Annotated in this window: 23 protein-coding genes; 14 read left to right on the top strand and 9 right to left on the bottom strand. The window is 67.5% G+C overall.

Annotation, left to right across the window (positions count from 1 at the left end):
* Positions 1-43 precede the first annotated feature (43 nt).
* Together pstS (BLT45_RS11810) and pstS (BLT45_RS11805) are read right to left on the bottom strand one after the other, a co-directional pair.
* Positions 44-1,138 carry a phosphate ABC transporter substrate-binding protein PstS gene (gene pstS, locus BLT45_RS11810; protein ID WP_093300012.1) on the bottom strand — a complete coding sequence of 365 codons (1,095 nt, stop codon included), beginning with the start codon at positions 1,136-1,138 and terminating at the stop codon, positions 44-46.
* Positions 1,139-1,352: 214 nt separating this feature from the next.
* The gene (pstS, locus tag BLT45_RS11805; RefSeq protein WP_175455835.1) at positions 1,353-2,366 is read right to left on the bottom strand and encodes a phosphate ABC transporter substrate-binding protein PstS; all 1,014 of its coding nucleotides are present in this window, start codon (positions 2,364-2,366) and stop codon (positions 1,353-1,355) included.
* Positions 2,367-2,789: 423 nt separating this feature from the next.
* Between pstS (BLT45_RS11805) and BLT45_RS11800 the strand changes: the two genes are divergently transcribed.
* Positions 2,790-4,088 carry an OprO/OprP family phosphate-selective porin gene (locus BLT45_RS11800; RefSeq protein ID WP_093300006.1) on the top strand — a complete coding sequence of 433 codons (1,299 nt, stop codon included), beginning with the start codon at positions 2,790-2,792 and terminating at the stop codon, positions 4,086-4,088.
* 191 nt (positions 4,089-4,279) lie between these two features.
* Positions 4,280-5,890, top strand: a complete 1,611-nt coding sequence (locus BLT45_RS11795; RefSeq protein WP_093300004.1) for a M28 family metallopeptidase — start codon at positions 4,280-4,282, stop codon at positions 5,888-5,890.
* 24 nt (positions 5,891-5,914) lie between these two features.
* Here BLT45_RS11795 and nth read toward each other — a convergent pair whose 3' ends face one another.
* From nth to BLT45_RS11780, 3 genes are read right to left on the bottom strand one after another with little or no spacing between them, the layout of a single operon-like run.
* Complete coding sequence (gene nth / locus BLT45_RS11790) at positions 5,915-6,577, bottom strand: endonuclease III (RefSeq protein WP_093300001.1); 663 nt, start codon at positions 6,575-6,577, stop codon at positions 5,915-5,917.
* Positions 6,574-6,936: a hypothetical protein gene (locus BLT45_RS11785; RefSeq protein WP_093299998.1), complete on the bottom strand. Its 363-nt coding sequence runs from the start codon at positions 6,934-6,936 to the stop codon at positions 6,574-6,576. Before BLT45_RS11785 ends, nth begins: the two co-directional genes overlap by 4 nt.
* Positions 6,937-6,939: 3 nt before the next feature.
* Positions 6,940-7,722, bottom strand: a complete 783-nt coding sequence (locus BLT45_RS11780) for an enoyl-CoA hydratase/isomerase family protein (RefSeq protein WP_093299995.1) — start codon at positions 7,720-7,722, stop codon at positions 6,940-6,942.
* A 157-nt stretch (positions 7,723-7,879) separates the two neighbouring features.
* Between BLT45_RS11780 and BLT45_RS11775 the strand changes: the two genes are divergently transcribed.
* The 4 genes from BLT45_RS11775 to BLT45_RS11760 all read left to right on the top strand — a co-directional run bounded on the left by BLT45_RS11775 (position 7,880) and on the right by BLT45_RS11760 (position 11,733).
* Entirely contained in the window at positions 7,880-8,581 is a 702-nt protein-coding gene (locus BLT45_RS11775) for an FKBP-type peptidyl-prolyl cis-trans isomerase N-terminal domain-containing protein (protein ID WP_093299992.1), read from the top strand.
* Between the two features lie 101 nt (positions 8,582-8,682).
* Positions 8,683-9,486 carry a CoA pyrophosphatase gene (locus BLT45_RS11770; RefSeq protein WP_093301983.1) on the top strand — a complete coding sequence of 268 codons (804 nt, stop codon included), beginning with the start codon at positions 8,683-8,685 and terminating at the stop codon, positions 9,484-9,486.
* Positions 9,483-10,337 carry a sulfurtransferase gene (locus BLT45_RS11765; RefSeq protein WP_093299990.1) on the top strand — a complete coding sequence of 285 codons (855 nt, stop codon included), beginning with the start codon at positions 9,483-9,485 and terminating at the stop codon, positions 10,335-10,337. The genes BLT45_RS11770 and BLT45_RS11765 overlap by 4 nt, the downstream gene beginning before the upstream one ends.
* A 73-nt stretch (positions 10,338-10,410) precedes the next feature.
* Entirely contained in the window at positions 10,411-11,733 is a 1,323-nt protein-coding gene (locus tag BLT45_RS11760) for a substrate-binding domain-containing protein (RefSeq protein ID WP_175455834.1), read from the top strand.
* 7 nt (positions 11,734-11,740) lie between these two features.
* Here BLT45_RS11760 and BLT45_RS11755 read toward each other — a convergent pair whose 3' ends face one another.
* Positions 11,741-12,517 (bottom strand): enoyl-CoA hydratase/isomerase family protein, encoded by a 777-nt coding sequence (locus BLT45_RS11755; RefSeq protein ID WP_093299984.1) that lies wholly within the window; start codon positions 12,515-12,517, stop codon positions 11,741-11,743.
* A gap of 38 nt (positions 12,518-12,555) precedes the next feature.
* On the opposite strand from BLT45_RS11755, the gene BLT45_RS11750 reads away from it, so the two are divergent.
* Positions 12,556-12,999 carry a copper chaperone PCu(A)C gene (locus BLT45_RS11750; RefSeq protein WP_093299982.1) on the top strand — a complete coding sequence of 148 codons (444 nt, stop codon included), beginning with the start codon at positions 12,556-12,558 and terminating at the stop codon, positions 12,997-12,999.
* 100 nt (positions 13,000-13,099) lie between these two features.
* Here the strand turns inward: BLT45_RS11750 and BLT45_RS11745 are convergent, their stop codons facing one another.
* On the bottom strand, positions 13,100-13,519 hold the full coding sequence (locus BLT45_RS11745) for an acyl-CoA thioesterase (RefSeq protein ID WP_093299980.1): 420 nt from the start codon (positions 13,517-13,519) through the stop codon (positions 13,100-13,102).
* Positions 13,516-16,449, bottom strand: a complete 2,934-nt coding sequence (gene uvrA / locus BLT45_RS11740; RefSeq protein WP_093299978.1) for an excinuclease ABC subunit UvrA — start codon at positions 16,447-16,449, stop codon at positions 13,516-13,518. The genes BLT45_RS11745 and uvrA overlap by 4 nt, the downstream gene beginning before the upstream one ends.
* 421 nt (positions 16,450-16,870) lie before the next feature.
* On the opposite strand from uvrA, the gene rplU reads away from it, so the two are divergent.
* From rplU to cgtA, 3 genes are all read left to right on the top strand, one after another.
* Positions 16,871-17,179, top strand: coding sequence for a 50S ribosomal protein L21 (rplU, locus tag BLT45_RS11735; protein WP_062355039.1), 309 nt, complete (start codon positions 16,871-16,873; stop codon positions 17,177-17,179).
* 12 nt (positions 17,180-17,191) lie between these two features.
* Positions 17,192-17,452, top strand: coding sequence for a 50S ribosomal protein L27 (rpmA, locus tag BLT45_RS11730; protein ID WP_062355042.1), 261 nt, complete (start codon positions 17,192-17,194; stop codon positions 17,450-17,452).
* Between the two features lie 112 nt (positions 17,453-17,564).
* On the top strand, positions 17,565-18,614 hold the full coding sequence (gene cgtA / locus BLT45_RS11725) for an Obg family GTPase CgtA (protein WP_093299975.1): 1,050 nt from the start codon (positions 17,565-17,567) through the stop codon (positions 18,612-18,614).
* 124 nt (positions 18,615-18,738) lie between these two features.
* On the opposite strand, the gene rpsT is transcribed toward cgtA, so the two are convergent.
* On the bottom strand, positions 18,739-19,008 hold the full coding sequence (gene rpsT, locus BLT45_RS11720; protein ID WP_055935648.1) for a 30S ribosomal protein S20: 270 nt from the start codon (positions 19,006-19,008) through the stop codon (positions 18,739-18,741).
* Positions 19,009-19,135: 127 nt separating this feature from the next.
* Between rpsT and murJ the strand changes: the two genes are divergently transcribed.
* The 4 genes from murJ to lspA all read left to right on the top strand — a co-directional run bounded on the left by murJ (position 19,136) and on the right by lspA (position 25,148).
* Positions 19,136-20,746 carry a murein biosynthesis integral membrane protein MurJ gene (murJ, locus tag BLT45_RS11715; protein WP_093299973.1) on the top strand — a complete coding sequence of 537 codons (1,611 nt, stop codon included), beginning with the start codon at positions 19,136-19,138 and terminating at the stop codon, positions 20,744-20,746.
* 84 nt (positions 20,747-20,830) lie between these two features.
* A complete protein-coding gene (locus tag BLT45_RS11710) occupies positions 20,831-21,811 on the top strand; it encodes a bifunctional riboflavin kinase/FAD synthetase (RefSeq protein WP_093299970.1) in 981 nt (326 codons plus the stop codon).
* A gap of 8 nt (positions 21,812-21,819) precedes the next feature.
* A complete protein-coding gene (gene ileS, locus BLT45_RS11705; RefSeq protein WP_093301979.1) occupies positions 21,820-24,651 on the top strand; it encodes an isoleucine--tRNA ligase in 2,832 nt (943 codons plus the stop codon).
* Positions 24,651-25,148, top strand: a complete 498-nt coding sequence (gene lspA / locus BLT45_RS11700) for a signal peptidase II (protein ID WP_093299967.1) — start codon at positions 24,651-24,653, stop codon at positions 25,146-25,148. Before ileS ends, lspA begins: the two co-directional genes overlap by 1 nt.
* Positions 25,149-25,248: the final 100 nt, after the last annotated feature.

The following is a 25,248-nucleotide window of genomic DNA, read 5'->3' as shown; positions in this document are numbered from 1 at the left end:
ATGACACCGGGCCGCCCGTCACAGGCGGCCCGGTGGGGATCACTCAGAGCTTGATCTCGGTGCTCCAGTACTGCTCGATCTGGCCCACCAGTTCCGGCGGCAGCGGCACGTAGTCCAGTTCGTTCGCCTGGGCCTGGCCCTGCTGGTAGGCCCACTTGAAGAATTCGAGCGTGTGCTTGGCCTTCGCCGCGTCCTTGGGCTGCTTGTAGACCAGGATGAAGTTGGTGGCGGTGATCGGCCACGCCTGTTCGCCCGGGGCGTTGGTGATGACCAGGTTGAAGTCCTTCGCGTTGGCCCAGTCGGCGCTGGCCGCGGCGGCGGCGAAACTCTCGGCGGTGGGCAGCACGAACTGGCCGGCCGCGTTCTGCAGCGAGGCGTACGACATCTTGTTCTGCTCGGCGTAGGCCAGTTCCACATAGCCGATCGAGCCCTTCAGCTGGCGCACGTAGGCGGCCACGCCTTCGTTGCCCTTGCCGCCGACGCCGCCCGGCCAGTTGACGCTGGTGCCTTCGCCGACCTTGTCCTTCCACTCCGGGCTGACCTTGGACAGGTAGTTGACGAAGTTGAAGGTGGTGCCCGAGCCGTCCGAGCGGTGGACGGTGTTGATCTTGCCGGTGGGCAGGGTGACGCCCGGGTTCAGCGCGGCGATGGCCGGGTCGTTCCAGGTGGTGATCTTGTGCAGGAAGATGTCCGCCAGCACGGTGCCGTTGAGCTTCAGCTGGCCCGGCTGCAGGCCTTCCACGTTGATGACGGGGACCACGCCGCCGATCACCGACGGGAACTGGCCCAGGCCGGCCTGCGCCAGTTCTTCCGGCGACAGCGGCTTGTCGGAGGAACCGAAGTCGACGGTCGCGGCCTTGATCTGCGCGATGCCGCCGCCGGAACCGATCGACTGGTAATTGATCTTGGCGCCCGTGGCCTTGTTGTAGTCCGTGGACCAGCGGGCCATCAGCGGATAGATGAAGGACGCGCCGGCGCCGGTGATCTCGGCCGAGATCTTCTGCGCGCCCTCGGCGGGCGCGGAAGCGCCTTCGGTCCCTGCGGTGGCGGCCGGGGCGTCGGTCTTGCCGCCGCAGGCTGCAACGAAGAGGGTGGTGGCCAGGGCCAGCGTGGCCAGGCGGGCGTTACGGACGTGCATGGTCGCTCCAGACGGGTCGTTTGTGATCCACGCTATGAAATGATGTTTTTGTTACATCGTGATGACACCCCGGTCTCGCACTGTCATGCGACAGCGGCCGGTCCGGAGCCGAAAAAGAAAGCGGGCCCGAAGGCCCGCCAGGGATGGGATCGCGCGGGAGGGAGCGCGACCCCGGTGCCGGCATGGGGGAGAGACCGTGCCGGCGGTTCTGCGATCAGTACTTCAGGTTGGCCTTCCAGTACGTCTCGATCTGCTGCACCAGCGCCGGCGGCAGCGGCACGTAGTCGAGCGACTTGGCCTGGGCGTCGCCATTGGCGTAGACCCAGCGGAAGAAGTCGCGGGCGTCCTTGTTGCCCTTCTTCGGCGCCTTGTACATCAGGATGAAGTTGGTAGCGGTGATCGGCCAGGAGTTCGCGCCCGGAGCGTTGGTCATGACCAGGTAGAAGTCCTTGGACTTGCCCCACTCGGCGCTGGCGGCCGCGGCGGCGAAAGACTCGTCGCTCGGCTGCACGAAGTTGCCCGAGGCGTTCTTCAGGCTGGCGTAGGCCATCTTGTTCTGCAGCGCGTACGACAGCTCGACATAGCCGATGCCGCCCTTGATCTGCTTCACGTAGGCGGCGACGCCTTCGTTGCCCTTGCCGCCCACGCCGGTCGGCCACTGCACGGTGGTGCCTTCACCGACCTTGCTCTTCCACTCCGGGCTGACCTTGGACAGGTAGTTGGCGAAGTTGAAGGTGGTGCCCGAACCGTCCGAGCGGCGGACGACGGTGATGCGCTGCGCCGGCAGCGCCACGCCCGGGTTCAGGGCGGCGATGGCCGGGTCGTTCCAGGTCTTGATGGTGCCCAGGAAGATGTTGGCCAGGGTCGGGCCGTCCAGCTTCAGCTGGCCCGGCTTCAGGCCGGCCACGTTCAGCACCGGCACCACGCCGCCGATCACCGACGGGAACTGGGCCAGGCCGTACTTGGCCAGCTCTTCCGGCTTCAGCGGGGCGTCGGACGAGCCGAAGTCCACCGTGCCGGCCTTGATCTGCGCGATACCGCCGCCCGAACCGATCGACTGGTAGTTCACGCGGTTGTTGGTGGCCTTGGCGTAGTCGGCCGACCACTTGGTCATCACCGGATACACGAACGACGCACCGGCGCCGGTCACGTCGGCCGCGAACGCCTGCGCGGAGAAGGCGGACGCCAGCGCCAGCAGCGCCACGCGGGATTTGATCGAGTTCAACACGGAAGTCTCCTGGGAGAAGGCAGGGTGAAAGGCACGGGCGTGCCCGTTGGGTGGCCATTCCACGACGTTTGTGTGACAGCCCGGTGTCGCGATTAAGACAGTCCCGTGACGGGCGATGCGGCGCGTGCCGCGCGGGCGCCCGCCCGGGAGCGGCATCCATCCGGCATGCGAGCGACGAGGGCGATTCGGCGGCGCGCGCATACCTATCTATAGCGCCGCACACCACGGAGGCCCGCGGGAGGCAGGCGGTGATGCGCGCTTGTCATATTCCGGTCACGAAACGCACATGTGACTGCAAGATTTCACTCCCATCCTTTAGCGCATCTTTGACGGGCGCTTAATGAATTCCGAAGGTGATCTCGGAATGAGGCAGGTGCCCACGAAGCCTGCGCTCTTACTTCTACTTCCACTCGGAGAGTCACCATGCGTTATTCCCTCCTGGCCGCCGCGCTCGCCGTCGCCATGGGCAGCACCAGCTTCTCGGCGTCCGCCGCCGATTCCCGCGATCAGACGATCGCCGAACTGAAGGCGCAGCTGGAAGCGCTGTCGGCCAAGGTGGCCGAGCTGGAAGAGCGCAGCGACGCGCAGTCCGACGTCAACATCGACACCGCTTCGCAGCTGGACAAGCTCAACACCGGTTCGCCGAAGGTCGACACCAAGGGCGGCCTGAAGATCACCTCGGCCGACGGCAAGTTCGAAGCCAGCGTCGGTGGCCGTATCCAGTTCGACACCTACGCGTTCGACCGCGACCTGGCCAGCACCACCGGCACCACCGAGTTCCGCCGCGCGCGCCTGACCCTGCAGGGCAAGGCCTACGGCTGGGAATACAAGATGGAGAACGACTTCGGCGCCGGCGGCGGCCTGGACGGCTTCCGCGACGTGTACATCGCCAAGTCGGCGCTGGGCGGCAAGTTCACCATCGGTCACTTCAAGCCGTATCGCGCGATGGAAGAGCTGACCAGCTCCAACGAGCTGCTGACCATGGAGCGTCCCTTCGCCTCCGCGACCGGCCTGTTCAACGGCCGCCAGTTCCAGCAGGGCGTGGGCTACCTGCGCGCCGGCGAGAACTACACCGCCGGCCTGAGCGTGTTCAACCTGCGTGGTGCCGCCGGCACGCGTAACGAGGGCGTCGGCGCTGCCGGCCGCGTGACGTTCGCGCCGATCAACACCGACAACAGCACGCTGCACTTCGGTGCCTGGTACAGCTTCGAAGACAACAACCTGGGCTCGGCCGACCTGGTCGCCACGTCCAACTACGCCGGCCGTCGCGGTCCGTCGCAGGTCATCGCCACCACCACCGGCGCCAGCCGCAACACCGTGGACGTGATGGCCGTGGAAGCCGCCGGTTCGTTCGGTCCGGCCTTCTTCCAGGCCGAGTACGCCGATGCCACCTACGGCCAGCCGCTGGGCCGCGACCAGGACGTGAAAACGTACTACGCGCAGGGCAGCTTCATGCTCAATGGCGGCCACAAGCCGTACAAGGGCGCCACCGGCGTGTTCGGTTCGCCGAAGGTCGCCGACAAGGGCCTGTGGGAACTGACCGGCCGCTACGACTATGTCGAGAACGAAACGCTGAACCGCGAAGTCACCAGCTGGATCCTCGGCGTGAACTACTACGTCAACCCGAACCTGCGCTTCATGTTCAACTTCACGCAGGGCGACAACGAAGTCACCGGCGACGAGACCGCCCAGTACGCGCTGCGCACGCAGTTCGCCTGGTAAGCCGCGCGGCGCGCCTGCGCCGCTCCTGCTGCACGAAGACCCGGGATCGCATCCCGGGCCTTCGTGTTTCCGGCCCCCGACCATGACCATTGGCAGGGGTCCCGATCCGGCCCAGCGGGGACACTGCGGGGCGGTCCCGGGTGTACGCCCAGGACCACAGGGATGGGGATCCTTATCAATCAGGGGGTTGGATGAAGCGGCTGATGGTCGTCGCCAGCATGGCGATGTGCGTGATGGCGGGCGGCGTGCAGGCGGCAGAGCCTGTGGACCTGGATGTGGTCGCGAAGATCCGGCACGAGGCGTTCAACCGCTCGCAGGCCGCGGCCAACCTGAAGGAATTGACCGAAACCGTGGGGCCGCGCCTGACCGCGTCGCCCAACTACACCCGCGCCAGCGCATGGGCGCGCGGCAAGCTCTCCGGCTGGGGCCTCGTCGGCGTGCACGATGAAGTGTTCGATCCCGCGTTCGGCCGTGGCTGGGAGTTCAGTTCCGCGCGGATCGAGATGCTGTCGCCTCGCCAGGTGCCCGTCCATGCGCTGCCGAAGGCCTGGACGCGCGGCACCGATGGCCCGGTGGAAGGCGAGGTGGTGCTGGCGTCGTTCAAGACCCTGACGGACATCGACAAGCAGCGCGGCAAGCTGCGCGGCAAGATCGTCCTGCTGGACGACGCGCGGGCGTACAAGCCGGCCGAAAAAGCCGACTTCCGCCGCTACGACGAGACCGAGCTGGGCGAACTCCAGACGTTTCCCGTCGCCGCGGACGCCGAGCCGGATGCGCAGGAAAAGCGGCTGGAGGAATACCGCAAGCGCCAGGCGTTGACCAAGGCACTGAATACCTTCCTGGCGGAAGAGGGTGTGCTGGCGACGCTGTCGTTGAGCTCCTGGGACAACGGCATCATCCGCGCCACCGGCGGCGGCGCACGCAAGGCGGACGAACCGGTCGGCGTCACCGAGCTGGTGCTGCCCACCGAGCACTACAACCCACTGGTGCGCGCGGTGCAGGGCAAGCAGCCGGTGCGCCTGCGCATCGACGTCGACTCCCGTTTCACCAGCGAACAGGACCTGCCGGCCAGCAACACCTTCGCCGAGATCCCGGGCACGGGCGGCAAAGCGGGCGAGGTGGTGATGATCGGCGCGCACCTGGACTCGTGGCACACCGGCACCGGCGCCAGCGACAACGGCGCCGGCGTGGTGGTGATGATGGAGGCCATGCGCATCCTCAAGGCGATCGGCGTGAAGCCGCGTCGTACGATCCGGCTCGCCCTGTGGGGCGGCGAGGAACAGGGGCTGCATGGTTCTGCGGGTTACGTGGCCCGCTACCTGGCCGACTATCCGGCGCCGACAGACCCGGAACAGAAGGCGCTGCCCCGCGCGTACCAGCGCGGCACGGGCCCGCTGCAGCGCCAGCGCGGTTACGACCGTTTCTCGACGTACTTCAACTTCGACAACGGCACCGGGCGCATCCGCGGCATCTATGCGCAGGAAAACCACGCCGCGGTGCCGATCTTCAAGGCCTGGCTGGAGCCGTTCGCCGACATCGGCGCGACCATCGTGACCACCCGCAACACCGGCAGCACGGACCACATCTCGTTCGACCGCGTCGGCTTGCCGGGCTTCCAGTTCGTGCAGGATCCGGCCGACTACTTCACCCATGTCCACCACACCCACCTGGACACGTACGACCACGTGGTGCCGGAAGACCTGAAGCAGGCGGCGGCGATCATCGCCTCGTTCGCCTACCACGCGGCGATGCGCGAAGAACGGCTGCCGCGAAAGCCTTTCCTTGAGCGGGACGAAAAGTAGGGTCCGCGACGGACGGCGGCCGTGTCAGGCCGCCGTCTTGTCCTTGAAGCGGCAGAGATCGCGGATCACGCACTGCGGGCAGTCCGGCTTACGTGCCTTGCACACATAGCGCCCATGCAGGATCAACCAATGGTGCGCATCCTGCATGAAATCCGCCGGCACCACCTTCAGCAGCTTGTCCTCCACCGCACGCACGTCCTTGCCCGGGGCCAGGCCGGTGCGGTTGGCGACGCGGAAGATATGCGTGTCCACCGCGATGGTCGGCTCGCCGAAGGCCGTGTTGAGCACCACGTTCGCCGTCTTGCGGCCCACGCCGGGCAGGCTCTCCAGCGCTTCGCGCGAGCGCGGCACTTCGCCGCCGTACTGATCGACCAGGATGCGGCAGGTGGCGATGACGTTCTTCGCCTTCGCGTTGAACAGGCCGATGGTGGCGATGTACTTCTTCAATCCGTCCTCGCCGAGGGCCAGGATCGCCGTCGGCGTGTTGGCGACGGGAAAGAGTCGTCGTGTCGCCTTGTTCACGCCCACGTCGGTCGCCTGCGCGGAGAGCGTCACTGCGACCAGCAGCTCGAACGGCGTGGTGTACTCCAGTTCCGTCGTCGGGCGCGGATTGAGTTCGCGCAGCCGCGAGAACAGTTCCACCACTTCATCGCGCTTGAGGGTCGGGCTCCGCCGCGGCGCACTCATGGTTTCGTGCGCTCCGCGGCCTTGGCGCGCGCGCGTTCCAGGATGGCGGCGGCGGCGGCCGGCAAGGCGGGCCTGACGGGCGCTGACGGCCCGCGGGGCTGCGCCGCGATGCGTCGCGCTTCGCGTTCGGCTGCACGCCGCGCCAGTCGCATCGTGCGCTGGCGATAGCGCTCGCGCGCCGCCCACGCCGTGCGCAGGCGGGACTGCGCATCCACGATCGGGCCGGCCTGTGCGGCAGCGTGGTCCGGACAGGGCGTCCAGGCCATCAGTCCCGCGTCCAGCGCGGCGTCCACGTCATCGTCCGCCAGCAGGGCAGACAGGCGTCGCGCCTGTTCGCAGCCGGGGCAGGGCGCTGACACGACTCAGCGGCCGGTGAAGGCCGGCTTGCGGCGTTCGGTGAAGGCACGGGTGCCCTCGCGCATGTCGTCGGTCGAGAACATCAGGCCGAACTGCGCGGTTTCGTACTGCAGCCCTTCCTCGATGCCGCACTCGCCACCGATGTTGACGACATCGAGCGTCGCGCGCAGGGCGAGCGGTGCCGAGGCCGCGAGCTGCGCCGCCACCTTCATGGCTTCTTCTTCGAGTTCGGCCGCCGGCACCACGCGGTTGACGATACCCAACTGCAGCGCCCGCTCCGCCGTGATCGGAGCACCCAGCAGGCACAGTTCCAGCGTGGCGGCACGCCCGGCCAGCCGCAGCAGGCGCTGGCTGCCGCCGAAGCCGGGAATCAGGCCCAGGTTGATCTCCGGCTGCCCGACCTTGGCGGTGTCGGCGGCGATGCGCAGGTGGCAGGCCATCGCGAGTTCCAGCCCGCCGCCGAGGGCGAACCCGTTGACCATCGCGACGACCGGCTTGGGCAGGGTCTCGATGGTGCGCATCAGCCGCTGACCGCGCAGCGAAAAATCGCGGCCGTCGGTGGCCCGCAGGCCCGCCATTTCGGCAATGTCCGCCCCGGCCACGAAAGCTTTCGGACCCGCGCCGGTCAGGACGACCACGCGCACGGAGGCGTCTTCGGCTGCGGCCGTGAAGGCGACCTGCAGCGCGTCCAGCGTGGCGGCATTCAGGGCGTTCAGCTTGTCCGGACGATGGACGGTGAGACGACGGATGCCATCGGCATCATGAACGAGGACAAGGCTTTCAGACATGGGATTTTCAGGCGTTTTGTAAAATTTCGGTAAAGAGGGAACTCCGTCCCGGAGCGCCGGTCAGAGCAGCCTGCTGTCAGTGGCGGTTAAGCGCCCCGGCCGCTATCCTAGCGCGTCCATTCCAGGCGGTATGCCGCCCATCCCGGAGAGAGTTTTGATGAAGTTGCGTTCGTTAGTGGTCGCTGTTGCGGCATTCGCCATGGCCGGCAGCGCCCTGGCCCAGGACGTCTCGTCCGAGAAGGGCAAGTTGAGCTATTACTTCGGCTACGACTATGGCAACAATCTGGCCGAGTTGACCGCCCGTGGCGAGCAGCTCGATATCAATTCCGTGGTCAAGGGCCTGCAGGATGCGTTCGCCAAGCAGAAGCCAGCGCTGACCAGCGAGCAGCTGAAGCCCGCCCTGGAAGCCTTCCAGAAGCGTGAGCAGGGCCGCGCGCAGCAGGCCAAGGCCGAGTACGACAAGGTCGCGGCCGAGAACAAGACCAAGAGCGACCAGTTCATCGCCAGCTTCAAGGGCCAGGCGGGCGTCAAGACGCTGCCGGGCGGCGTCGCGTACAAGGTGCTCGAGAACGGCACCGGCGCGAAGCCCACCCAGGCCAGCACGGTGGAACTGCAGGTCGCGGGTGCCTACCCGTTCGGCCAGCGTCCGACCGAAGCGCGTCCGGCGCAGCAGATGAAGGACGTGAAGGTCAGCGCCATCGAGATGCCGGCCATGCGCGAAGTGCTGCTGCAGATGCCGGTCGGTTCGAAGTGGGAAGTCGCGCTGCCGCCGGACAAGGCCTATGGCGCCGACCCGCGCACGGGCTTCCCGCCGAACGTGGCGGTGGTGTTCGAGATCAAGCTGGTCAGCGCCAAGTAATTCCCGCCTGATCGTTCCATCCCTGCGCCGGCCTCGTGCCGGCGCAGTGCTTTGCGCGGCAGGGCGCGTTTTCGCGCTACCCTCCGCAGGTGTCCGATGACATGAATACCGCTTTCCGCGCCGTGCTCAGCCCCTGCACCGGCGTCTGTACGCTGGACGACGACGGCCTCTGCCGGGGCTGCCTGCGCACCACCTCGGAGATCGCACGCTGGTCGCAGATGAACGATGACGAACGCCTGCGCCTGATGGAGTCCGTACTGCCCGCGCGCGAACGCGTACGCATGCCGTTCGTCGAGCAGCTGCGCGAGGCGGCCGTCCTGCAGCGCGCCCTGCACCCCCTGGGTGCGGCGCCGCGTACGCCCGGCTGGAACCACGAAGAACTCATCGACCTGCTGCCGCCGGGCCCGCTGGCCGAGGCCGCGGTGCTCGCCGGCCTCGTCCCGCGCGAGAGCGGCACGCAGGTGCTGCTGACGCGGCGGACGGACGGTCTGCGTCATCATGCCGGCCAGGTCAGTTTCCCCGGCGGGCGCATCGAGCCCACCGACGCGGATGTCGTGGCGGCCGCACTGCGCGAGAGCCGCGAGGAGATCGCCCTGCAGGCCTCGCAGGCCGTGCCGCTCGGCTTCCTCGACCCGTTCACTACCATCAGCGGTTTCCGCGTCGTGCCGGTGGTCGCGGTGATCGATCCCGCGTTCGTGCCCATGCCGGAACCCGGCGAGGTCGCCGATGTGTTCGAGGTGCCGCTGGAGTACCTGCTGGCACCGGACAACCTGCGCCGCGTCGAAGTCGACTATCGCGGCCGCCGTCGTGCGGTGCTCGAGTACGCCTGGCCGGGGCAGCGGATCTGGGGCGCAACGGCCGCCATCCTGTCCAATCTGCGGCAACGCCTGGAGCAGCTTGCATGAACTGGACGACCTTGGTCGATGCACCGACGTTGTCCGCCGCCCTCGATGATCCGGATCTGCGGCTGGTGGATGCGCGTTTCGTGATGCTCAATGCGGCGCCCGATGCGGGTCGCCAGGCCTACGCCGAATCGCACTTGCCGGGTGCCGTCTATGCGGACCTCAATCAGGACCTGTCGGATCTTTCGAAGGTCGGCGCTGGCCGCCATCCGCTGCCTGACAGCGACGCGTTTGCGCGCAAGCTCGGCGAATGGGGCATCGGGCCCTCGCATCAGGTCGTGGTCTACGACGCCGGCGACGGCAGCATGGCGGCCGCGCGCCTGTGGTGGCTGCTCAAGCTGTTGGGTCACGCCCGCGTTGCCGTGCTCGATGGCGGTGTGGCGGCCTGGCGCGCTGCAGGTGGAAGGGAGACTGCCGAGGCTCCGGCGCCCGCGTCAGGCGGCGCGTACCCCTCGCGATTCGACGCAAGCCAGCTTGTCGATGCGGAAGACATCGTGGCGCGTCTGGACACCGGTGGTTGGCTCATCGATGCGCGCGCAGCCGAGCGCTTCCGGGGCGAGATCGAACCTATCGATCCTGTCGCGGGCCACGTGCCCGGCGCGCTCAACCGTCCGTTCTCGCAGAACCTGCGCGACGGCCGCTTCAAGCCGGCCGACGAACTGCGCGCCGAATTGTCGCTGCTGCTCGGCCATCGCGCTCCGGCGGACGCCGTGCTCATGTGCGGATCCGGAGTGACGGCCTGCCATCTGTTGCTCGCCTTCGAACATGCCGGTTTGCACGGCGCGCGCCTCTATCCCGGTTCGTGGAGCGGCTGGATCAGCAATCCTGCGCGCCCGGTCGCCCGCGGCGACTGAACCTTCGCGGGGCCGTCATGGCCCTGTCATCGACGCACGGCACGCTCCCGCGGTTTCGTCAGGGGGATCGTCCATGCTTCATCGTCTGCTCAACGCGGCCGTCTTGGCCGCGATGCTGTGCTGTGCCAGCGTGCCTGTAGCCGCGCAGGATACGGAGGCCGAGCGTCTCCGGATCCATGGATCCAACACCATCGGTGCCGAGGTGATGCCGCGCATCGTCGACGCATGGCTTCGCTCCATCGGCTATACGGGGATCGAGCGGCGCACGCCGCGCCCCGACCGCATGGAAATCACGGCGGTTCGCGATGGCGAGTCCTTGGTCGTGGAGATCGATCGCCGCGGATCGGCCAACGGCTTCCAGGCCTTGGTGGATGGGAATGCGGAGCTCGCGATGATGGCGCGCGCACCCACCGCCAGCGAGCGCGATGCGGGCTGGCAGCTGGGCGACCTGGGGTCGCCGGAGCAGGAATTCACCGTCGCCCTGGACGGCCTGGCCATCGTGGTCAACGACCGCAACCCGGTGCGCAAGATCAGCGTCGCGCAGTTGCGCGATATCGCCGCCGGACGCATCCGTTCGTGGTCGCAGCTCGGCGGTGAGGATGCACTCATCCACGTACATGCCGGACCGGAAGCGGGGGGCAGCCGCGAGTTCCTCCAGCAGCGCGTGATGCAGGGTGGCGCCACGAGTGGCGCCTTCGAGCACGCGCGCCTGCGCCAGGCCGCCCGTGCGGCTGCGGAAGACCGCCATGCGTTGGCCATCGTCGAACTGACGACCCGCATCCCTCCCGGCACCCGCACGCTGGCCGTGTCCGACGGCGGTGCCGCGGTGCTGCCCACGCGCCTGAACGTGGCCAGCGAGGATTACCCGCTGGTGCGCCGGTATCGCCTGTATGGCGCGCCGTTGATGTCGGCGCTGGGTCGCAGTCTGGCGCTGTACGCGGTGGGTCGCGATGGACAGCGCGCCGTCGAGGCCGTGGGCCTGCAGTCAGTGATGCTGCGCACAGCGATCCAGCCGGGGCGGCTGCCGGGTGTGCAGGCCTACCGGGAAGCCGTCGCAGGCGCCACCCGGCTGCCGGTCGGCATGCGTTTCAACATGGCCTCGCTCAGTACCCTGTTCGAGAGCCGCAGCGCATTGGACATGGAGCGCCTCGTGGCCTTCATGCGCCTGCCCGAGAACCAAGGGCGTTCGCTGGTGGTCGTCGCGTTCGCGGACCACGACCCGGGCAACCGGCTGTTGCCGACCATGCTCAGCAACGAGCGCGCGGACATGGTGGCCGGTTACCTGACCCGCAACGGCATTCCCGTGACGCGCTCCGTCGGCCTGGGCGACGTGCGCCCATTGGCGGGTGGCGGACAGCGCGACCGCAACGAGCGGGTCGAGGTGTGGCTGCTCTGAGGGGCGGTTACTTCTTGAGCTTGTCGATCAGCGCGCGCAGGGCGGTCTGCGTATCGGGCGCATGCCAGGCATCGACGAAACGCTCCAGCTGGATCAGCGCCGGGTCGAGTGCCTCCACGAGGTCGCGGCGGGCGAGGGCGCGCGTCTGCAGCATCGGGTGGTGCGGCAGGGTCAGCAACTGCTGCAGCCAGGCGATGGCACGCGCGGTGACGTTCTCCTGGTCGATCAGTTCATCGACCAGGCCGATCTCCAGCGCACGCTCGGCCGGCACCATCTCGCCGGCCACCAGCAGGCGTTCGGCGCGATAAGGGCCCACCACGCGGCGCATCAGGCGCTGGATGCCTTCCGGTACGACCAGGCCCACCTGGGTTTCGTTGAGGCCCAGCGCGAACGGGCGCGCCGGGTCCGGGCTGCGCGCCATCACGCGGTAGTCGCAGCACAGCGCCAGCACGCAACCGCCCGCCGGCGCATGCCCGGTGATCGCGGCGACCACCGGGACGCGCGACTCCGCCAACGTGCGCGCGGCACCGAAGAAGGCTTGCCACGCATCGAGCAACGCCTTGCGGTCGTCGCCCAGCGACATCAGGTAAGGCACGTCCATGCCGGCCGAAAAGATCTTCGGGTTGCCGGCCAGCACGATGCCGCGCACGCCGTCGTCGAGCGCCCCGCCCAGCGCATCGATCAGGGCGCGGCACAGGTCCGTGTTGAGGGCGTTGACCGGCGCACGCGCCAGCCGGATCTCGCGGATGTCGCCGTGGTCGGTGGTTTCGATGAGGCCTGTCATTCATCCGCTCCCTGAAGTCAGGCCGGTATCATAGGCGCATGAACCGTCGCTTCGAAATGATCGGCCTGTCGGCCCTGTTGATGTCGTGCCTGGGTACCGCTCACGCGGCCGGTTGCCTGCCTGTCGCCAAGGTGGCCTGGATACGCCTGCCGCCGGTCACGATGCCGATGATGGCCGGCTTCGTCCGTATCGAGAATCCATGCAAGGCGCCGATCAGCATCGTCGGTGCGGAGAGCCTCGCCTTCGACGACGTCTCGCTGCACGAAACCCGCGAGGAGAACGGTGTCAGCCGCATGCGCGAAGTGGTCGCGCTGCCGATCGCGCCCGGCAAGGCCGCCGAGCTCAAGCCGGGCGGCCTGCACCTGATGCTGCATGGCCCCTACCAGCCGCTGGCCGCGGGGGAGAAGCCGGTGATCACGCTGAAGCTGGCCGATGGCCGCTCGTTGCCCGTCGTGTTCGAGGTGCGCAAGAGCGCACCCTGATGTCCGCGGACTATGGTGTGGGAGCGACGTAAGTCGCGAGCTCTTCTTTCAGCCTCGGGAAAAGCTTGCGACTTACGTCGCTCCCACAACGCTCTTGTGGTTACTCCGATACCGCACGGATCGCCGCGGGCAACGGCGCGCTGTGGCCGGTCTGCGTGTCCATCCACACGACCACCACGTTGCCGTCCGAGTACAGCACGCTGTCGTCTTTGGCCGACACGATCCGGTGACCGATGGTGACGCTGCTGGTCCCCAGGCGGTCGACGTAGAGTTCCACTACCACGTCGTTCGGCCAGGTCAGCGGCCGCTTGTAGTTGATGTTGTTCGCGGCCACGACCGGCGCGATGCGGTCGGTCATCGACACGTCCGGCACCGTCAGCATCCAGCGCACGCGCGCTTCTTCCAGGTACGAGATGTACTTGGCGTTGTTCACGTGGCCCATGCTGTCCATGTCGCGCCAGCGCACGCTGATCGGGATCTTCGCCAGCAGCCTGCGGCCGGCGTCGTGGGAGTCGCTCATCGTGCGGCCTTCTTCTTCGTGGTCTTGGTGGCGGACTTGCGCGGCGGCAGCACGTCGGGCTTGGCGACGGCCGCCGGCTTCGTGGGCTTCGGCGACTTGGCTGCGGGCAACAGCTTGGCGAGGAAACGCCCGGTATGCGATTCCGGATGCGCCGCGATGTCCTCGGGCGTACCGGTGGCCAGGATGCGCCCACCCCGGTGCCCGCCTTCCGGCCCGAGGTCGACCACCCAGTCCGCCGTCTTGATGACGTCCAGGTTGTGTTCGATCACCACGATGGTGTTGCCGTCGTCGCGCAGCTTGTGCAGCACGGCGAGCAGGTGCTCGATGTCGTGGAAGTGCAGGCCGGTGGTCGGTTCGTCCAGGATGTACAGCGTGCGTCCCGTGTCGCGGCGGGAGAGTTCCTTCGACAGCTTCACGCGCTGCGCCTCGCCGCCGGACAGCGTCGTCGCGCTCTGGCCCAGCTTGACGTAGCTCAGGCCGACGTCCACCAGTGTTTCCAGTTTGCGCGCGATCGACGGCACGGGCTCGAACAGGGTCAGCGCGTCCTCGACGGTCATTTCCAGCACGTCGTTGATGTTGTAGCCCTTGTAGAGGATCTCCAGCGTCTCGCGGTTGTAGCGCTTGCCGTGGCAGACGTCGCAGGGCACGTATACGTCCGGCAGGAAGTGCATCTCCACCTTGATCAAGCCGTCGCCCTGGCAGGCCTCGCAGCGGCCGCCGCGCACGTTGAAGCTGAAGCGGCCCGGCGAGTAGCCGCGCGCGCGCGCTTCCGGCACCTGCGCGTACAGTTCGCGCAACGGCGTGAACAGGCCCGTGTAGGTCGCCGGATTGGAGCGTGGCGTGCGCCCGATCGGCGACTGGTCGATGTCGACGACCTTGTCGAACAGGTCCAGCCCGGTGACCTCGCGGTACGGCGCCGGCTTGTGCGACGCGCCGTTGATCTCGTTGGCGGCCAGCGCGTACAGGGTGTCGTTGATCAGCGTCGACTTGCCCGAGCCGGACACGCCGGTGATGCAGGTGAACAAACCCGACGGCACGTCGAGGTCGACATCCTTCAGGTTGTTGCCGGTGGCGCCGCGCAGGTGCAGCGTCATCTTCGGGTTCGCCTTGTGGCGCGCTTTCGGCACCTCGATCTGGCGCTTGCCCGAGAGGTACTGGCCGGTCAGCGAACGTGGCGCCTTCAGCAGGTCGTCCAGCGTGCCCTGGCCGACGATTTCGCCGCCATGCACGCCGGCACCGGGGCCGATGTCGAGCACATAGTCGGCCATGCGGATGGCGTCCTCGTCGTGCTCGACGACGATCACCGTGTTGCCGAGGTCGCGCAGGCGCGTCAGCGTGCCGAGCAGGCGCTCGTTGTCGCGCTGGTGCAGGCCGATGCTGGGTTCGTCGAGCACGTACATCACGCCGACCAGGCCGGCGCCGATCTGCGAGGCCAGGCGGATGCGCTGCGCTTCGCCACCCGACAGCGTATCGGCCTTGCGCTCGAGGGTGAGGTAATCCAGGCCGACATCGACCAGGAAGCCGAGCCGCTCGGCGATCTCCTTGACGATCTTCGCGGCGATCTCGCCGCGCCAGCCGGGCAGGTCCAACCCTCGGAAGAACGCCAGCGCTTCGTCCACCGGCAGCACCACCAGCGACGGCAGCGGACGGTCGGCGACGAACACGTTGCGCGCGGACTTGTTGAGGCGCGCGCCCTGGCAATCGGGACAGGGCCGGTCGCTGATGTACTTGGCCAGTTCCTCGCGCACGGCCGGCGACTCCGTCTCGCGGTAGCGGCGCTCGAGGTTCGGCACGATGCCCTCGAAACGGTGCTTGCGCTGCGTGCGCCCGCCCGATTCGGTGAGGTACGTGAAGGTGATGACTTCTTCCCCGCTGCCGTACAGCACCGCCTTCTGCACGCCTTCCGGCAGCGACTGCCAGGGTGCGTCCACGTCGAAGCGGTAGTGCTTGGCCAGCGAGGCGATCAGCTGGAAGTAGTAGGCGTTGCGGCGGTCCCAGCCGCGCACGGCACCAGCCGCCAGCGACAGTTCGGGGTGCACGACCACGCGAGCGGGGTCGAAGAACTGGGCCACGCCGAGGCCGTCGCACGTGGGGCAGGCGCCGACCGGCGAGTTGAACGAGAACAGGCGCGGTTCCAGCTCCGGCAGCGAGTAGTCGCAGACCGGGCAGGAATACTTCGACGAGAACAGCAGCGGCGCGGATTCGGGCTGGTCCAGCGACATCACCTGGGCCATGCCGTCGCCCAGTTTCAGGGCGGTCTCGAAGCTCTCGGCGAGGCGCTGCTTGAGGTCTTCGCGCGGGCGGAAACGGTCGATCACCGCTTCGATCGTGTGTTTCTGCCGCAATGCCAGCGCCGGTACGGCGTCGATCTCGTAGAGCTCGCCATCGACGCGCACGCGGACGAAGCCCTGCGCACGCAGTTGGTCGAAGACCTGGGCATGCTCGCCCTTGCGCTCGCGGATCACCGGGGCCAGCAGCATGTAGCGCTGCTCGCCGTCGAGCGCCAGCACCTGATCCACCATCTGGCTGACGGTCTGCGCCTCCAGCGGATAGCCGTGGTCCGGGCAGCGCGGCAGGCCGACGCGCGCATACAGCAGGCGCAGGTAGTCGTAGATCTCGGTGATCGTGCCGACGGTGGAGCGGGGGTTGTGGCTGGTCGATTTCTGCTCGATCGAGATCGCCGGCGACAGGCCCTCGATGTGGTCGACATCCGGCTTCTCCATCACCGACAGGAACTGCCGCGCGTACGCGGACAGCGACTCCACGTAGCGGCGCTGGCCTTCGGCGTAGATGGTGTCGAACGCGAGCGACGACTTACCCGAGCCGGACAGGCCGGTGATCACGATCAGCTTGTCGCGCGGAAGGTCGAGATCGATGTTCTTGAGGTTGTGCGTCCGCGCACCGCGGATGCGGATGAAGTCCATGGCCATCGGGTGGGGGATCCGGAAAGCGAACAAGGAAGCGTAGCGATCTGCTCAGATGGGGGCAAATCGCCCCCTGCACCAGTGCAGGGAGGTTCGGAAGAAAGAGCCTGGTCAGGCGGGATTGGGGCTATCGATACCGGTCTTGCCGGAACGGCGGGACGCGGACAGGTCCGTGCGCCGCGGCGAGCAGGTGCGGGAAGGAAATGTGGGCAAGTGCATGATTCCCAAGGGCTGGAGGGCGCGGTGGTTGCCGCAGCCGGGCACTATGCGGCGGCCCCGAGGGCGGATTCTGTCCGCAATCGGTACAGAGTGGCCGGAAGGAGGGGGTGGTTGACCCTAACCGCATGAATCCACTACAATTCCGCTTCTGTCCGCCCTCGATGGCAGGCAGGCTCCAGAAAATAACTACAGAAACCAAGGAATCCACATGTACGCAGTCGTAGTCACTGGCGGTAAGCAATACCGCGTGATGAAGGGCGAGACGCTCCGCGTCGAGAAGCTCGAGGCCGAAGCCGGCAACGAGATCACCTTCGACAACATCCTGATGCTGGGCGATGGCGAAACCATCAGCCTGGGCGACGCCCTGAAGGGCGCCAGCGTGACCGCCAAGGTCGTCGGCCATGGCCGCGCCGACAAGGTCCGCATCATCAAGTTCCGCCGCCGCAAGCACCACATGAAGCGCCAGGGTCATCGGCAGCACTACACCGAAATCGAAATCACCGGCATCACGAAGTAAGGAGAAGCAGTCATGGCACACAAAAAGGGCGTAGGTTCCTCGCGCAACGGCCGCGACTCCAATCCGAAGATGCTGGGCGTCAAGGTCTTCGGTGGTCAGGCGATCGATGCGGGCAACATCATCATCCGCCAGCGCGGCACCCAGTTCCACCCGGGTCCGGGCGTCGGCCTGGGTCGCGACCACACGCTGTTCGCGCTGGTCGACGGCAAGGTCGAGTTCTCGGTCAAGGGCGCCAAGAAGCGCCGCACCGTCAGCGTGGTGGCGGAAGCCTGAGGCTTCGCGCACACGCGTCGCGAAGGGCCCCGCCGCGTGCGGGGCTTTTCGTTTGCGGGGCATTGACGTCCCGCGCATCCCGCAACCCATCGATTGAAACGAACCCTTTGCCATGAAACTCGTAGACGAAGCTGAAATCCTGGTCACCGCCGGCAATGGCGGCAACGGCTGCGTGGGCTTCCGCCGCGAGAAGTTCATTCCGCTGGGCGGCCCCGATGGTGGCGATGGCGGCGGTGGCGGCAGCGTCTGGCTGCTCGCCGACGAGAACCTCAACACCCTGGTCGACTTCCGCCACCAGACGACGTTCCGCGCCCAGCGGGGCGAGAACGGCATGGGCCGGCAGATGTACGGCAAGGCCGGCGAAGACCTCACCATCACTGTCCCGGTCGGCACCGTGGTCACCAACGTCAGCACCGACGAGGTGATCGGCGACCTCACCCAGCACGGCGACCGCCTGCTGGTGGCCAAGGGCGGCAAGGGTGGCCTGGGCAACATGCATTTCAAGAGCTCCATCACCCGCGCGCCCCGCAAGGCGACGCCGGGCGAGGAAGGCGAGGAACGCCTGCTGAAGCTGGAGCTCAAGCTGCTGGCGGACGTCGGCCTGCTGGGCTTCCCGAACGCGGGCAAGAGCACCTTCATCCGCGCCGTCTCGGCCGCGACGCCCAAGGTGGCCGACTACCCGTTCACCACGCTTTACCCGAACCTGGGCGTGGTCAGCGTCGAGGCGCACCGCAGCTTCGTCATCGCCGACATCCCGGGCCTGATCGAAGGCGCCGCCGATGGCGCCGGCCTCGGTGCGCAGTTCCTCCGCCACCTGCAGCGCACGCGCATCCTGCTGCACCTGGTGGACATGGCGCCGATGGAGGGTGGCGTGGAAGGCATCGATCCGGTCGAGCAGGTGCGCGCAATCGAGCGCGAGCTCGAGAAGCACGACCCAGAGTTGCTGCAGAAGCCGCGCTGGCTGGTGCTCAACAAGGCCGACCTGATGTTCGAGGACGAGGCCAAGGAGCGCGCGGAGCAGATCATCGCCGAGCTGGGCTGGACCCAGCCGTGGTACCAGGTCTCGGCCATCTCGCGCGAAGGCACCTGGCCGATCATGAAGGACGTGATGGCCTTCTTCGACCGCCAGCGTGAAGAGGCGGACGAGGCCGCCCGAGGCTGACCCAGGAACCCGCCGGAAGGCGGGTTTTCCTTATCCCCCGCTTGCGCAGGGTCTGGCGGCGGGCAGGCAAAAAGAAACCCGCCTTCCGGCGGGTTTCGTGTCTTCGCGTCCGTGTACCGCTGGATCAGGCGGCTTGCAGCGCCTTGATGCGGGCGTTCAGGCGGCTCTTGTGGCGAGCGGCCTTGTTGCGGTGGATCAGGCCGCGCGAGCTCAGGCGATCGAGGATCGGCTGGGCCGAGACGAACGCAGCCTGGGCACCGGCGGCGTCGTTGGCGTCGAGGGCCTTGAGGACTTTCTTGACGGCGGTGCGCAGCATCGAACGCTGACCGGCATTGCGCGCATTGCGCACGACGGTCTGCTTGGCGCGCTTCTTGGCGGACTTGATATTGGCCACAGTGGGATTCCTGGTGAATACCTGAGAGAATTCAGGGGTTGAACGGAAGACGGATAATCGAGCCGGAAATTATGGGGCATTCAATGGGTTGCGTCAAGCTGGCGATTCTGTCGGGGGATCGGCCCCGATGAGCGGGAAGCTCCTGCGCTCCGCCGCCATCTTCAGCTCCATGACCTTCTTGTCCCGGCTCTCGGGACTGGTCCGGGATCAAGTCTACGCCCATGTGTTCGGTGCGGGCGGGATGATGGATGCCTTCTTCGTGGCGTTCAGGATCCCGAACTTCATGCGCCGGCTGTCGGCCGAAGGCTCGTTCTCGATGGCCTTCGTCCCGGTTTTGGCCGAGTACAAGGCCACCCGGAGCCCGGAGGAGGTCAAGGCCCTGATCGACCGGGTCACCGGCACTCTGGCCGCGGCACTGCTGGTGCTGACCGCCATCGTGATCCTGCTGGCTCCGCAGATCGCCCGCCTGATCGCGCCGAACTTCGACGCCGCGCAGATGCAGGTGCTGACCGACCTGCTGCGGATCACCTTCCCCTATGCCTTGTTCATCTCGCTGGCATCGCTGGCGGGCGGCATCCTCAACAGCTACCAGCGGTTCGCCATCCCCGCGCTGTCGCCGGTGCTGATGAACCTGTCCATGATCGCCGCCGCCGTCGGGCTGGCGCCGCTGATGGACTACTCGGTGATGGTGCTGGGCTGGGGCGTGTTCGCCGCGGGCGTGCTCCAGTTGGGCTTCCAGCTGCCGTCGCTGGCCCGCCTGGGCCTGCTGCCGCGCCCGAGGCTGGACTTCGCCCATGCCGGCGTCCGCAAGATCCTGACCCTGATGGTGCCCACGCTGTTCGGCTCATCGGTGGCCCAGTTCAACCTGCTGCTCAATACGTGGGTGGCGGCGCTGCTCATCAGCGGCAGCGTCAGCTGGCTGTACTACAGCGACCGCCTGCTGGAGTTCCCGCTGGGGATGTTCGGCGTGGCGATCGGCACGGTGATCCTGCCGCATCTGTCCAGCCGCCATGCCGAGACCGATCCTGAGGGGTACTCGAAAGGCCTGGACTGGGGTTTCCGCCTCTGCCTGCTGATCGGCCTGCCCGCCTGCGCCGGGCTGATCCTGTGTGCGCAGCCGCTGCTGGCCACGCTGTTCCAGTACGGCAAGTTCGACGCCACCGACGTGCAGATGGCCAGTTGGAGCCTGATGGCGCAGTCCATCGCCGTACCGGCCTTCCTGCTGGTGAAGGTGTTGGCGCCGGCGTTCTACTCGCGTCAAGACACCCGCACGCCCGTGAAGGCGGCCGTGGTGGCGGTCCTGACGAATGCGCTGTGCACCCTGCTGTTCTTCGCCGCGATGCTTTACGGCACCGAGCCGGGCCGGCAGGCCCTGCAGGCCACGGGCGGCGACCTGAAGCAGGCCCTGGGCCAAGTGCAGGGCGCGCATGCGCTGCTGGCGCTGGCCATTGCGGTGGCCGGCTGGGTGAATGCGCTGCAGCTGGCTTGGCTGCTACGCAAGGCGGGCGTGTACCGGCGGCAGCCCGGCTGGGGCCGGTTCCTCCGCCAGATCGGCGTGGCGACGGTGGCGATGACGCTGGTGGTGTTGGCCTTCCGCGTGCTCTGGCCGGACTGGACCCCGTGGGCCTGGTGGGACCGTGGCTGGCGCCTGGCGGTGATGGTGGGCGCGGGGGGCGCGCTGTATGCCGGCCTGCTGTGGGTGCAGGGCATCCGTCCCCGAGACCTGCGTGGCCATTGAGGGCCGGCACGCCCGGCTATACTTCAAAGTTATTGCATCCCTCCCGGATCGCCCGCACCGGCCGATCCGCCCCGACAGGATTCCATGAGCAGGCTGTTCCGTGACGTCGATGGCGGGCTTCTGAGCCCGCACGGTAGCGTGGTCTGCATCGGCGCCTTCGATGGCCTTCACTCGGGCCACCGCGCGCTGGTGCGGCATGCCGTCGCGCGTGCCCGGGCGCTGGGCGTCGACTGCGTGGTGGTGACCTTCGAGCCTTTGCCGCGCGAATTCTTCTCCAAGGACCATCCGCCGCCGCGGCTGACCCTGGCCCGCGCCAAGGTCGAAGGCCTGTTGGAGCTGGGCGCCGACCGCGTCGGGTTGCTGCGCTTCGATGCGAAGCTCTCGGCGATGTCCGCCGAGGATTTCGTCCGCACCCTGCTGGTCGGCCGCCTGGCCGCCCGCGAAGTCTGGATCGGTCCGGAGTTCCGCTTCGGCCATCGCCGCGGCGGTGATGTCGCGCTACTCCAGACGATGGGCAGCGAACTCGGCTTCAGCGCCGACGCGATCCCGCCGGTCGAAGTGCATGGCGAACGCGTCTCCAGCACGCGCATCCGCGAAGCCCTCAAGGGCGGCGACTTCACCACGACCACCCGGCTGCTCGGGCGGCCTTACGCCATCGGCGGCCGGGTGGTGCGCGGCAAGCAGCTCGGCCGCACGCTCGGGTTTCCCACCGCCAACCTTCGCTTCCCGAAGACGCCGGCCCTGTCCGGCATCTACGCCACCTGGGTGCACGGCGTGGGCGATGCCCCGTGGGCGTCGGTCTCCAGTTTCGGCACACGCCCCACGGTCGATGGCGTCGAGCCGTTGCTGGAAGCCCATCTGTTCGATTTCGCCGGCGACCTCTACGGGCGCCATATCGAAGTCGAATTCGTCGCCAAGCTGCGCGACGAACTGAAATTCCCCGATCTGCCCAGCCTCACCGAGCAGATGCACCGCGATGCCGATCAGGCGCGCGGCGTATTGCTCGTCCCTGAGCAAAAGCCCGCACATCCCTGTGCGGACTCTCCAACAGAAGCCGCACGTTGATCACGCCCGTGACCCAAGATTACAAAGCCACCCTCCATCTGCCCGCCACGGATTTCCCGATGCGCGGCGACCTGCCCAAGCGCGAGCCGGACACGCTGGCCCGCTGGGAAAGCCAGGGCCTGTACGCGCAGTTGCGCGACAACGCCAAGGGCCGCCCGCTGTTCGTGCTGCACGACGGCCCGCCGTACGCCAACGGCGCGATCCACCTGGGCCATGCGGTCAACAAGATCCTGAAGGACATCATCGTCAAGTCGCGCTATCTGGCCGGCTTCGATGCGCCCTACATCCCGGGCTGGGATTGCCATGGCCTGCCGATCGAGATCGCCATCGAGAAGAAGTACGGCAAGGTTGGGGTGAAGCTCGATGCGGTCGAGTTCCGGCAGAAATGCCGCGAATACGCCGAGTCGCAGATCGACATCCAGCGCAAGGACTTCAAGCGCCTGGGCGTGATCGGCGACTGGGACAACCCGTACAAGACGCTCGATTTCCGCTTCGAAGCGAACGAGATCCGTGCGCTGGCCAAGATCGTCGCCAACGGCCACCTGACCCGTGGCGTGAAGCCGGTGCACTGGTGCTTCGACTGCGGCTCGGCGCTGGCCGAGGCGGAGATAGAGTACGCCGACAAGGTGTCGCCGGCGGTGGACGTGGCTTACGCCGCGCGCGACGCGCAGGCGGTGGCGAACGCGTTCGGCGCCGCCGTGCCCGGCGATGTCGAGGTCGCGTTGCCGATCTGGACCACCACGCCATGGACGCTGCCTGCCTCGCTGGCGATCTCCATTGGCGGCGAGCTCGAATATGCCCTGGTCGAAGGTCCCGCGCACGATGGCAAGCGCCGCTGGCTGGTGCTGGCCGATGCGCTGGCCGCTCGCGCGCTGCAGCGCTACGGCGTCACCGACCTGGTGGTGCATGCACGGGTGAATGGCAGTGCGCTGGAAGGCCTGCTGTTCGCGCATCCGTTCTACGACACGCGCGACATCCCCGTGCTGCTCGGCGACCACGTGTCGGCCGAAGACGGTACCGGCGCCGTGCACACCGCGCCCGGCCACGGCCAGGAAGACTACGTCGTCAGCAAGCAATACGGCCTGTTGGACAAATACACCGCCGCGCAGATCAACCCGGTCGACGGCCGGGGCGTCTACCTGCCGTCCACGCCGGCTGCGCATGGCGTGGAGCTGGCCGGTCTGCATATCTGGAAGGCGAACGACGTCATCATCGATGTGCTGAAGCAGAGCGGCGCGCTGCTCGCCTTCAGCAAGCTGGAACACAGCTACCCGCACTGCTGGCGGCACAAGACGCCCATCGCGTTCCGCGCCACGCCGCAGTGGTTCATCTCGATGGAGCAGGCCCACCTGCGCGCCGACGCGCTGGAAGCGATCAAGCAGGTCGGCTGGTTCCCGCAGTGGGGCGAAGCCCGCATTGCCGGCATGGTCGACGGCCGTCCGGACTGGACCATCTCGCGCCAGCGCACCTGGGGTGTGCCGATCGCGCTGTTCGTGCATCGCGAAACCGGCGAGCCGCATCCGCGCAGCGTCGAGCTGATGCGCGCCGTGGCCGACCGCGTGGAGCAGGGCGGCGTCGACGTCTGGTACACGCTGGACGCGGCCGAGCTGCTGGGTGATGAAGCCAAGGACTACGACAAGATCACCGACATCCTCGATGTCTGGTTCGATTCCGGCGTCACCCACGAAGGCGTGCTGCTGGAGCGCGGCTTGGGCAAGCCGGCCGATCTCTATCTGGAAGGCTCGGACCAGCACCGTGGCTGGTTCCAGTCCTCGCTGCTGACCGGCGTGGCGATCGACAAGAAGGCGCCGTACAAGCAGTGCCTCACTCACGGGTTCACCGTGGACGAGCACGGGCGCAAGATGTCCAAGTCGCTGGGCAATGGCATCGAGCCGCAGGACATCATGAAGACCCTCGGCGCGGACATACTGCGCCTGTGGATCGCCAGCGCCGACTACAGCAACGAGATGTCGCTGTCGCAGGAAATCCTGAAGCGCAATGCCGACGCCTACCGTCGCCTGCGCAACACCGCGCGCTTCCTGCTCAGCAACCTCAACGGCTTCGAGCCTGCGCGCGACCTGGTGGCGCCGGCCGACATGGTCGCGCTGGACCGCTGGATCGTGCATCGCGCCTACGAGGTGCAGGAGAAGATCAAGGCGGCGTACGACCGTTACGATTTCGCCGAGATCGTGCAGGCGCTGCTGAACTTCTGCAGCGTCGACCTCGGTTCGCTGTACCTGGACGTCACCAAGGACCGTCTGTACACCATGCGCGAGGATTCGCGCGGGCGCCGCAGTGCGCAGAGCGCGATGTACCTGATCGCCGAGGCCTTCGTGCGCTGGATCGCGCCGGTGCTGAGCTTCACCGCCGATGAAATGTGGGGCTACTTGCCGGGCGAGCGCACGGACAACGTGCTGTTCGCCACCTGGTACGACGGCCTGGCCCCGCTGCCGGCGGACGCCGCGTTGAACGCGGCCGACTTCGACCAGTTGCTGGCCCTGCGCGAGCAGGTCGCCAAGGTGCTGGAGCCGATGCGCGCCAACGGTCTGATCGGCGCTGCGCTGGAAGCCGAGATAGCCGTCTCGGTGAACGCCGCCACCGCCGCGAAGTGGCGGCCGCTTGCGGAGGAACTGCGGTTCTTCTTCATCAGCGGCGACGTCACCGTCTCCGAAGTCAGTGCCGACGAGGTCTTCGTGCTCGCCACGCCGACCACCAAGGCCAAGTGTGTGCGGTGCTGGCACTACCGCGCCGACGTCGGTGCGCATGCCGAGCATCCGGAACTCTGTGGCCGCTGCGTCAGCAACATCGACGGCGACGGCGAAACCCGGGAGTGGTTCTGATGGCGGCCGCCCCCAAGCCCAACGCGCTCCTCTGGCTGCTGCTGTCGGCGGTGGTCATCGGCCTGGACCAGTGGTCCAAGGCCTGGGTGCTGGCGTCGCTACCGGAATACACCGCCATCCCGGTGATCGACGGCTTCTGGAACTGGTACCGCACCTACAACACCGGCGCGGCGTTCAGCTTCCTGGCCGACGCCGGCGGCTGGCAGCGCTGGTTCTTCACCGTGCTGGCCGTGGGCATCAGCGGTCTGCTGGGCTTCTGGCTGTCGCGCACGCGTCGCGCCGACTGGCGCCAGGCGCTGCCGTACGCCCTGGTGATCGGTGGCGCGCTGGGCAACGTCATCGATCGCCAGATCCACGGCCATGTGATCGATTTCATCCAGTGGCACTGGCGCGGCCACTTCTGGCCCGCGTTCAACATCGCCGATTGCGCGGTGGTGGGCGGCGCCATCGGCATCGCCCTGTTCGGGCTGTTCGACGGCAAGAAGAAGCGCGATTGAGCCGGGTGGCATCGCGGCGGCCGGCCCTCACCCCGTTCCCCTCTCCCGCACGCGGGCGAGGGGCTAAGGTGCCGGGCGGGTCCGTCTGCGGATGCCGGTT

It is taken from the genome of Pseudoxanthomonas sp. CF385 (genome assembly GCF_900104255.1).
Lineage (GTDB): Bacteria > Pseudomonadota > Gammaproteobacteria > Xanthomonadales > Xanthomonadaceae > Pseudoxanthomonas_A.
The sequence above is the reverse complement of the archived record's forward strand: the minus strand, read 5'-3'. Positions and strand labels throughout refer to the sequence as shown.

Bases quoted from the DNA above. Each gene is read 5' to 3' on its own strand.
- pstS (WP_093300012.1), bottom strand. From the start codon at position 1,138: ATGCACGTCCGTAACGCCCGCCTGGCCACGCTGGCCCTGGCCACCACC.
- BLT45_RS11800 (WP_093300006.1), top strand. From the start codon at position 2,790: ATGCGTTATTCCCTCCTGGCCGCCGCGCTCGCCGTCGCCATGGGCAGC.
- BLT45_RS11795 (WP_093300004.1), top strand. From the start codon at position 4,280: ATGAAGCGGCTGATGGTCGTCGCCAGCATGGCGATGTGCGTGATGGCG.
- nth (WP_093300001.1), bottom strand. From the start codon at position 6,577: ATGAGTGCGCCGCGGCGGAGCCCGACCCTCAAGCGCGATGAAGTGGTG.
- BLT45_RS11780 (WP_093299995.1), bottom strand. From the start codon at position 7,722: ATGTCTGAAAGCCTTGTCCTCGTTCATGATGCCGATGGCATCCGTCGT.
- BLT45_RS11775 (WP_093299992.1), top strand. From the start codon at position 7,880: ATGAAGTTGCGTTCGTTAGTGGTCGCTGTTGCGGCATTCGCCATGGCC.
- BLT45_RS11770 (WP_093301983.1), top strand. From the start codon at position 8,683: ATGAATACCGCTTTCCGCGCCGTGCTCAGCCCCTGCACCGGCGTCTGT.
- BLT45_RS11765 (WP_093299990.1), top strand. From the start codon at position 9,483: ATGAACTGGACGACCTTGGTCGATGCACCGACGTTGTCCGCCGCCCTC.
- BLT45_RS11760 (WP_175455834.1), top strand. From the start codon at position 10,411: ATGCTTCATCGTCTGCTCAACGCGGCCGTCTTGGCCGCGATGCTGTGC.
- BLT45_RS11755 (WP_093299984.1), bottom strand. From the start codon at position 12,517: ATGACAGGCCTCATCGAAACCACCGACCACGGCGACATCCGCGAGATC.
- BLT45_RS11750 (WP_093299982.1), top strand. From the start codon at position 12,556: ATGAACCGTCGCTTCGAAATGATCGGCCTGTCGGCCCTGTTGATGTCG.
- BLT45_RS11745 (WP_093299980.1), bottom strand. From the start codon at position 13,519: ATGAGCGACTCCCACGACGCCGGCCGCAGGCTGCTGGCGAAGATCCCG.
- uvrA (WP_093299978.1), bottom strand. From the start codon at position 16,449: ATGGCCATGGACTTCATCCGCATCCGCGGTGCGCGGACGCACAACCTC.
- rplU (WP_062355039.1), top strand. From the start codon at position 16,871: ATGTACGCAGTCGTAGTCACTGGCGGTAAGCAATACCGCGTGATGAAG.
- rpmA (WP_062355042.1), top strand. From the start codon at position 17,192: ATGGCACACAAAAAGGGCGTAGGTTCCTCGCGCAACGGCCGCGACTCC.
- cgtA (WP_093299975.1), top strand. From the start codon at position 17,565: ATGAAACTCGTAGACGAAGCTGAAATCCTGGTCACCGCCGGCAATGGC.
- murJ (WP_093299973.1), top strand. From the start codon at position 19,136: ATGAGCGGGAAGCTCCTGCGCTCCGCCGCCATCTTCAGCTCCATGACC.
- BLT45_RS11710 (WP_093299970.1), top strand. From the start codon at position 20,831: ATGAGCAGGCTGTTCCGTGACGTCGATGGCGGGCTTCTGAGCCCGCAC.
- lspA (WP_093299967.1), top strand. From the start codon at position 24,651: ATGGCGGCCGCCCCCAAGCCCAACGCGCTCCTCTGGCTGCTGCTGTCG.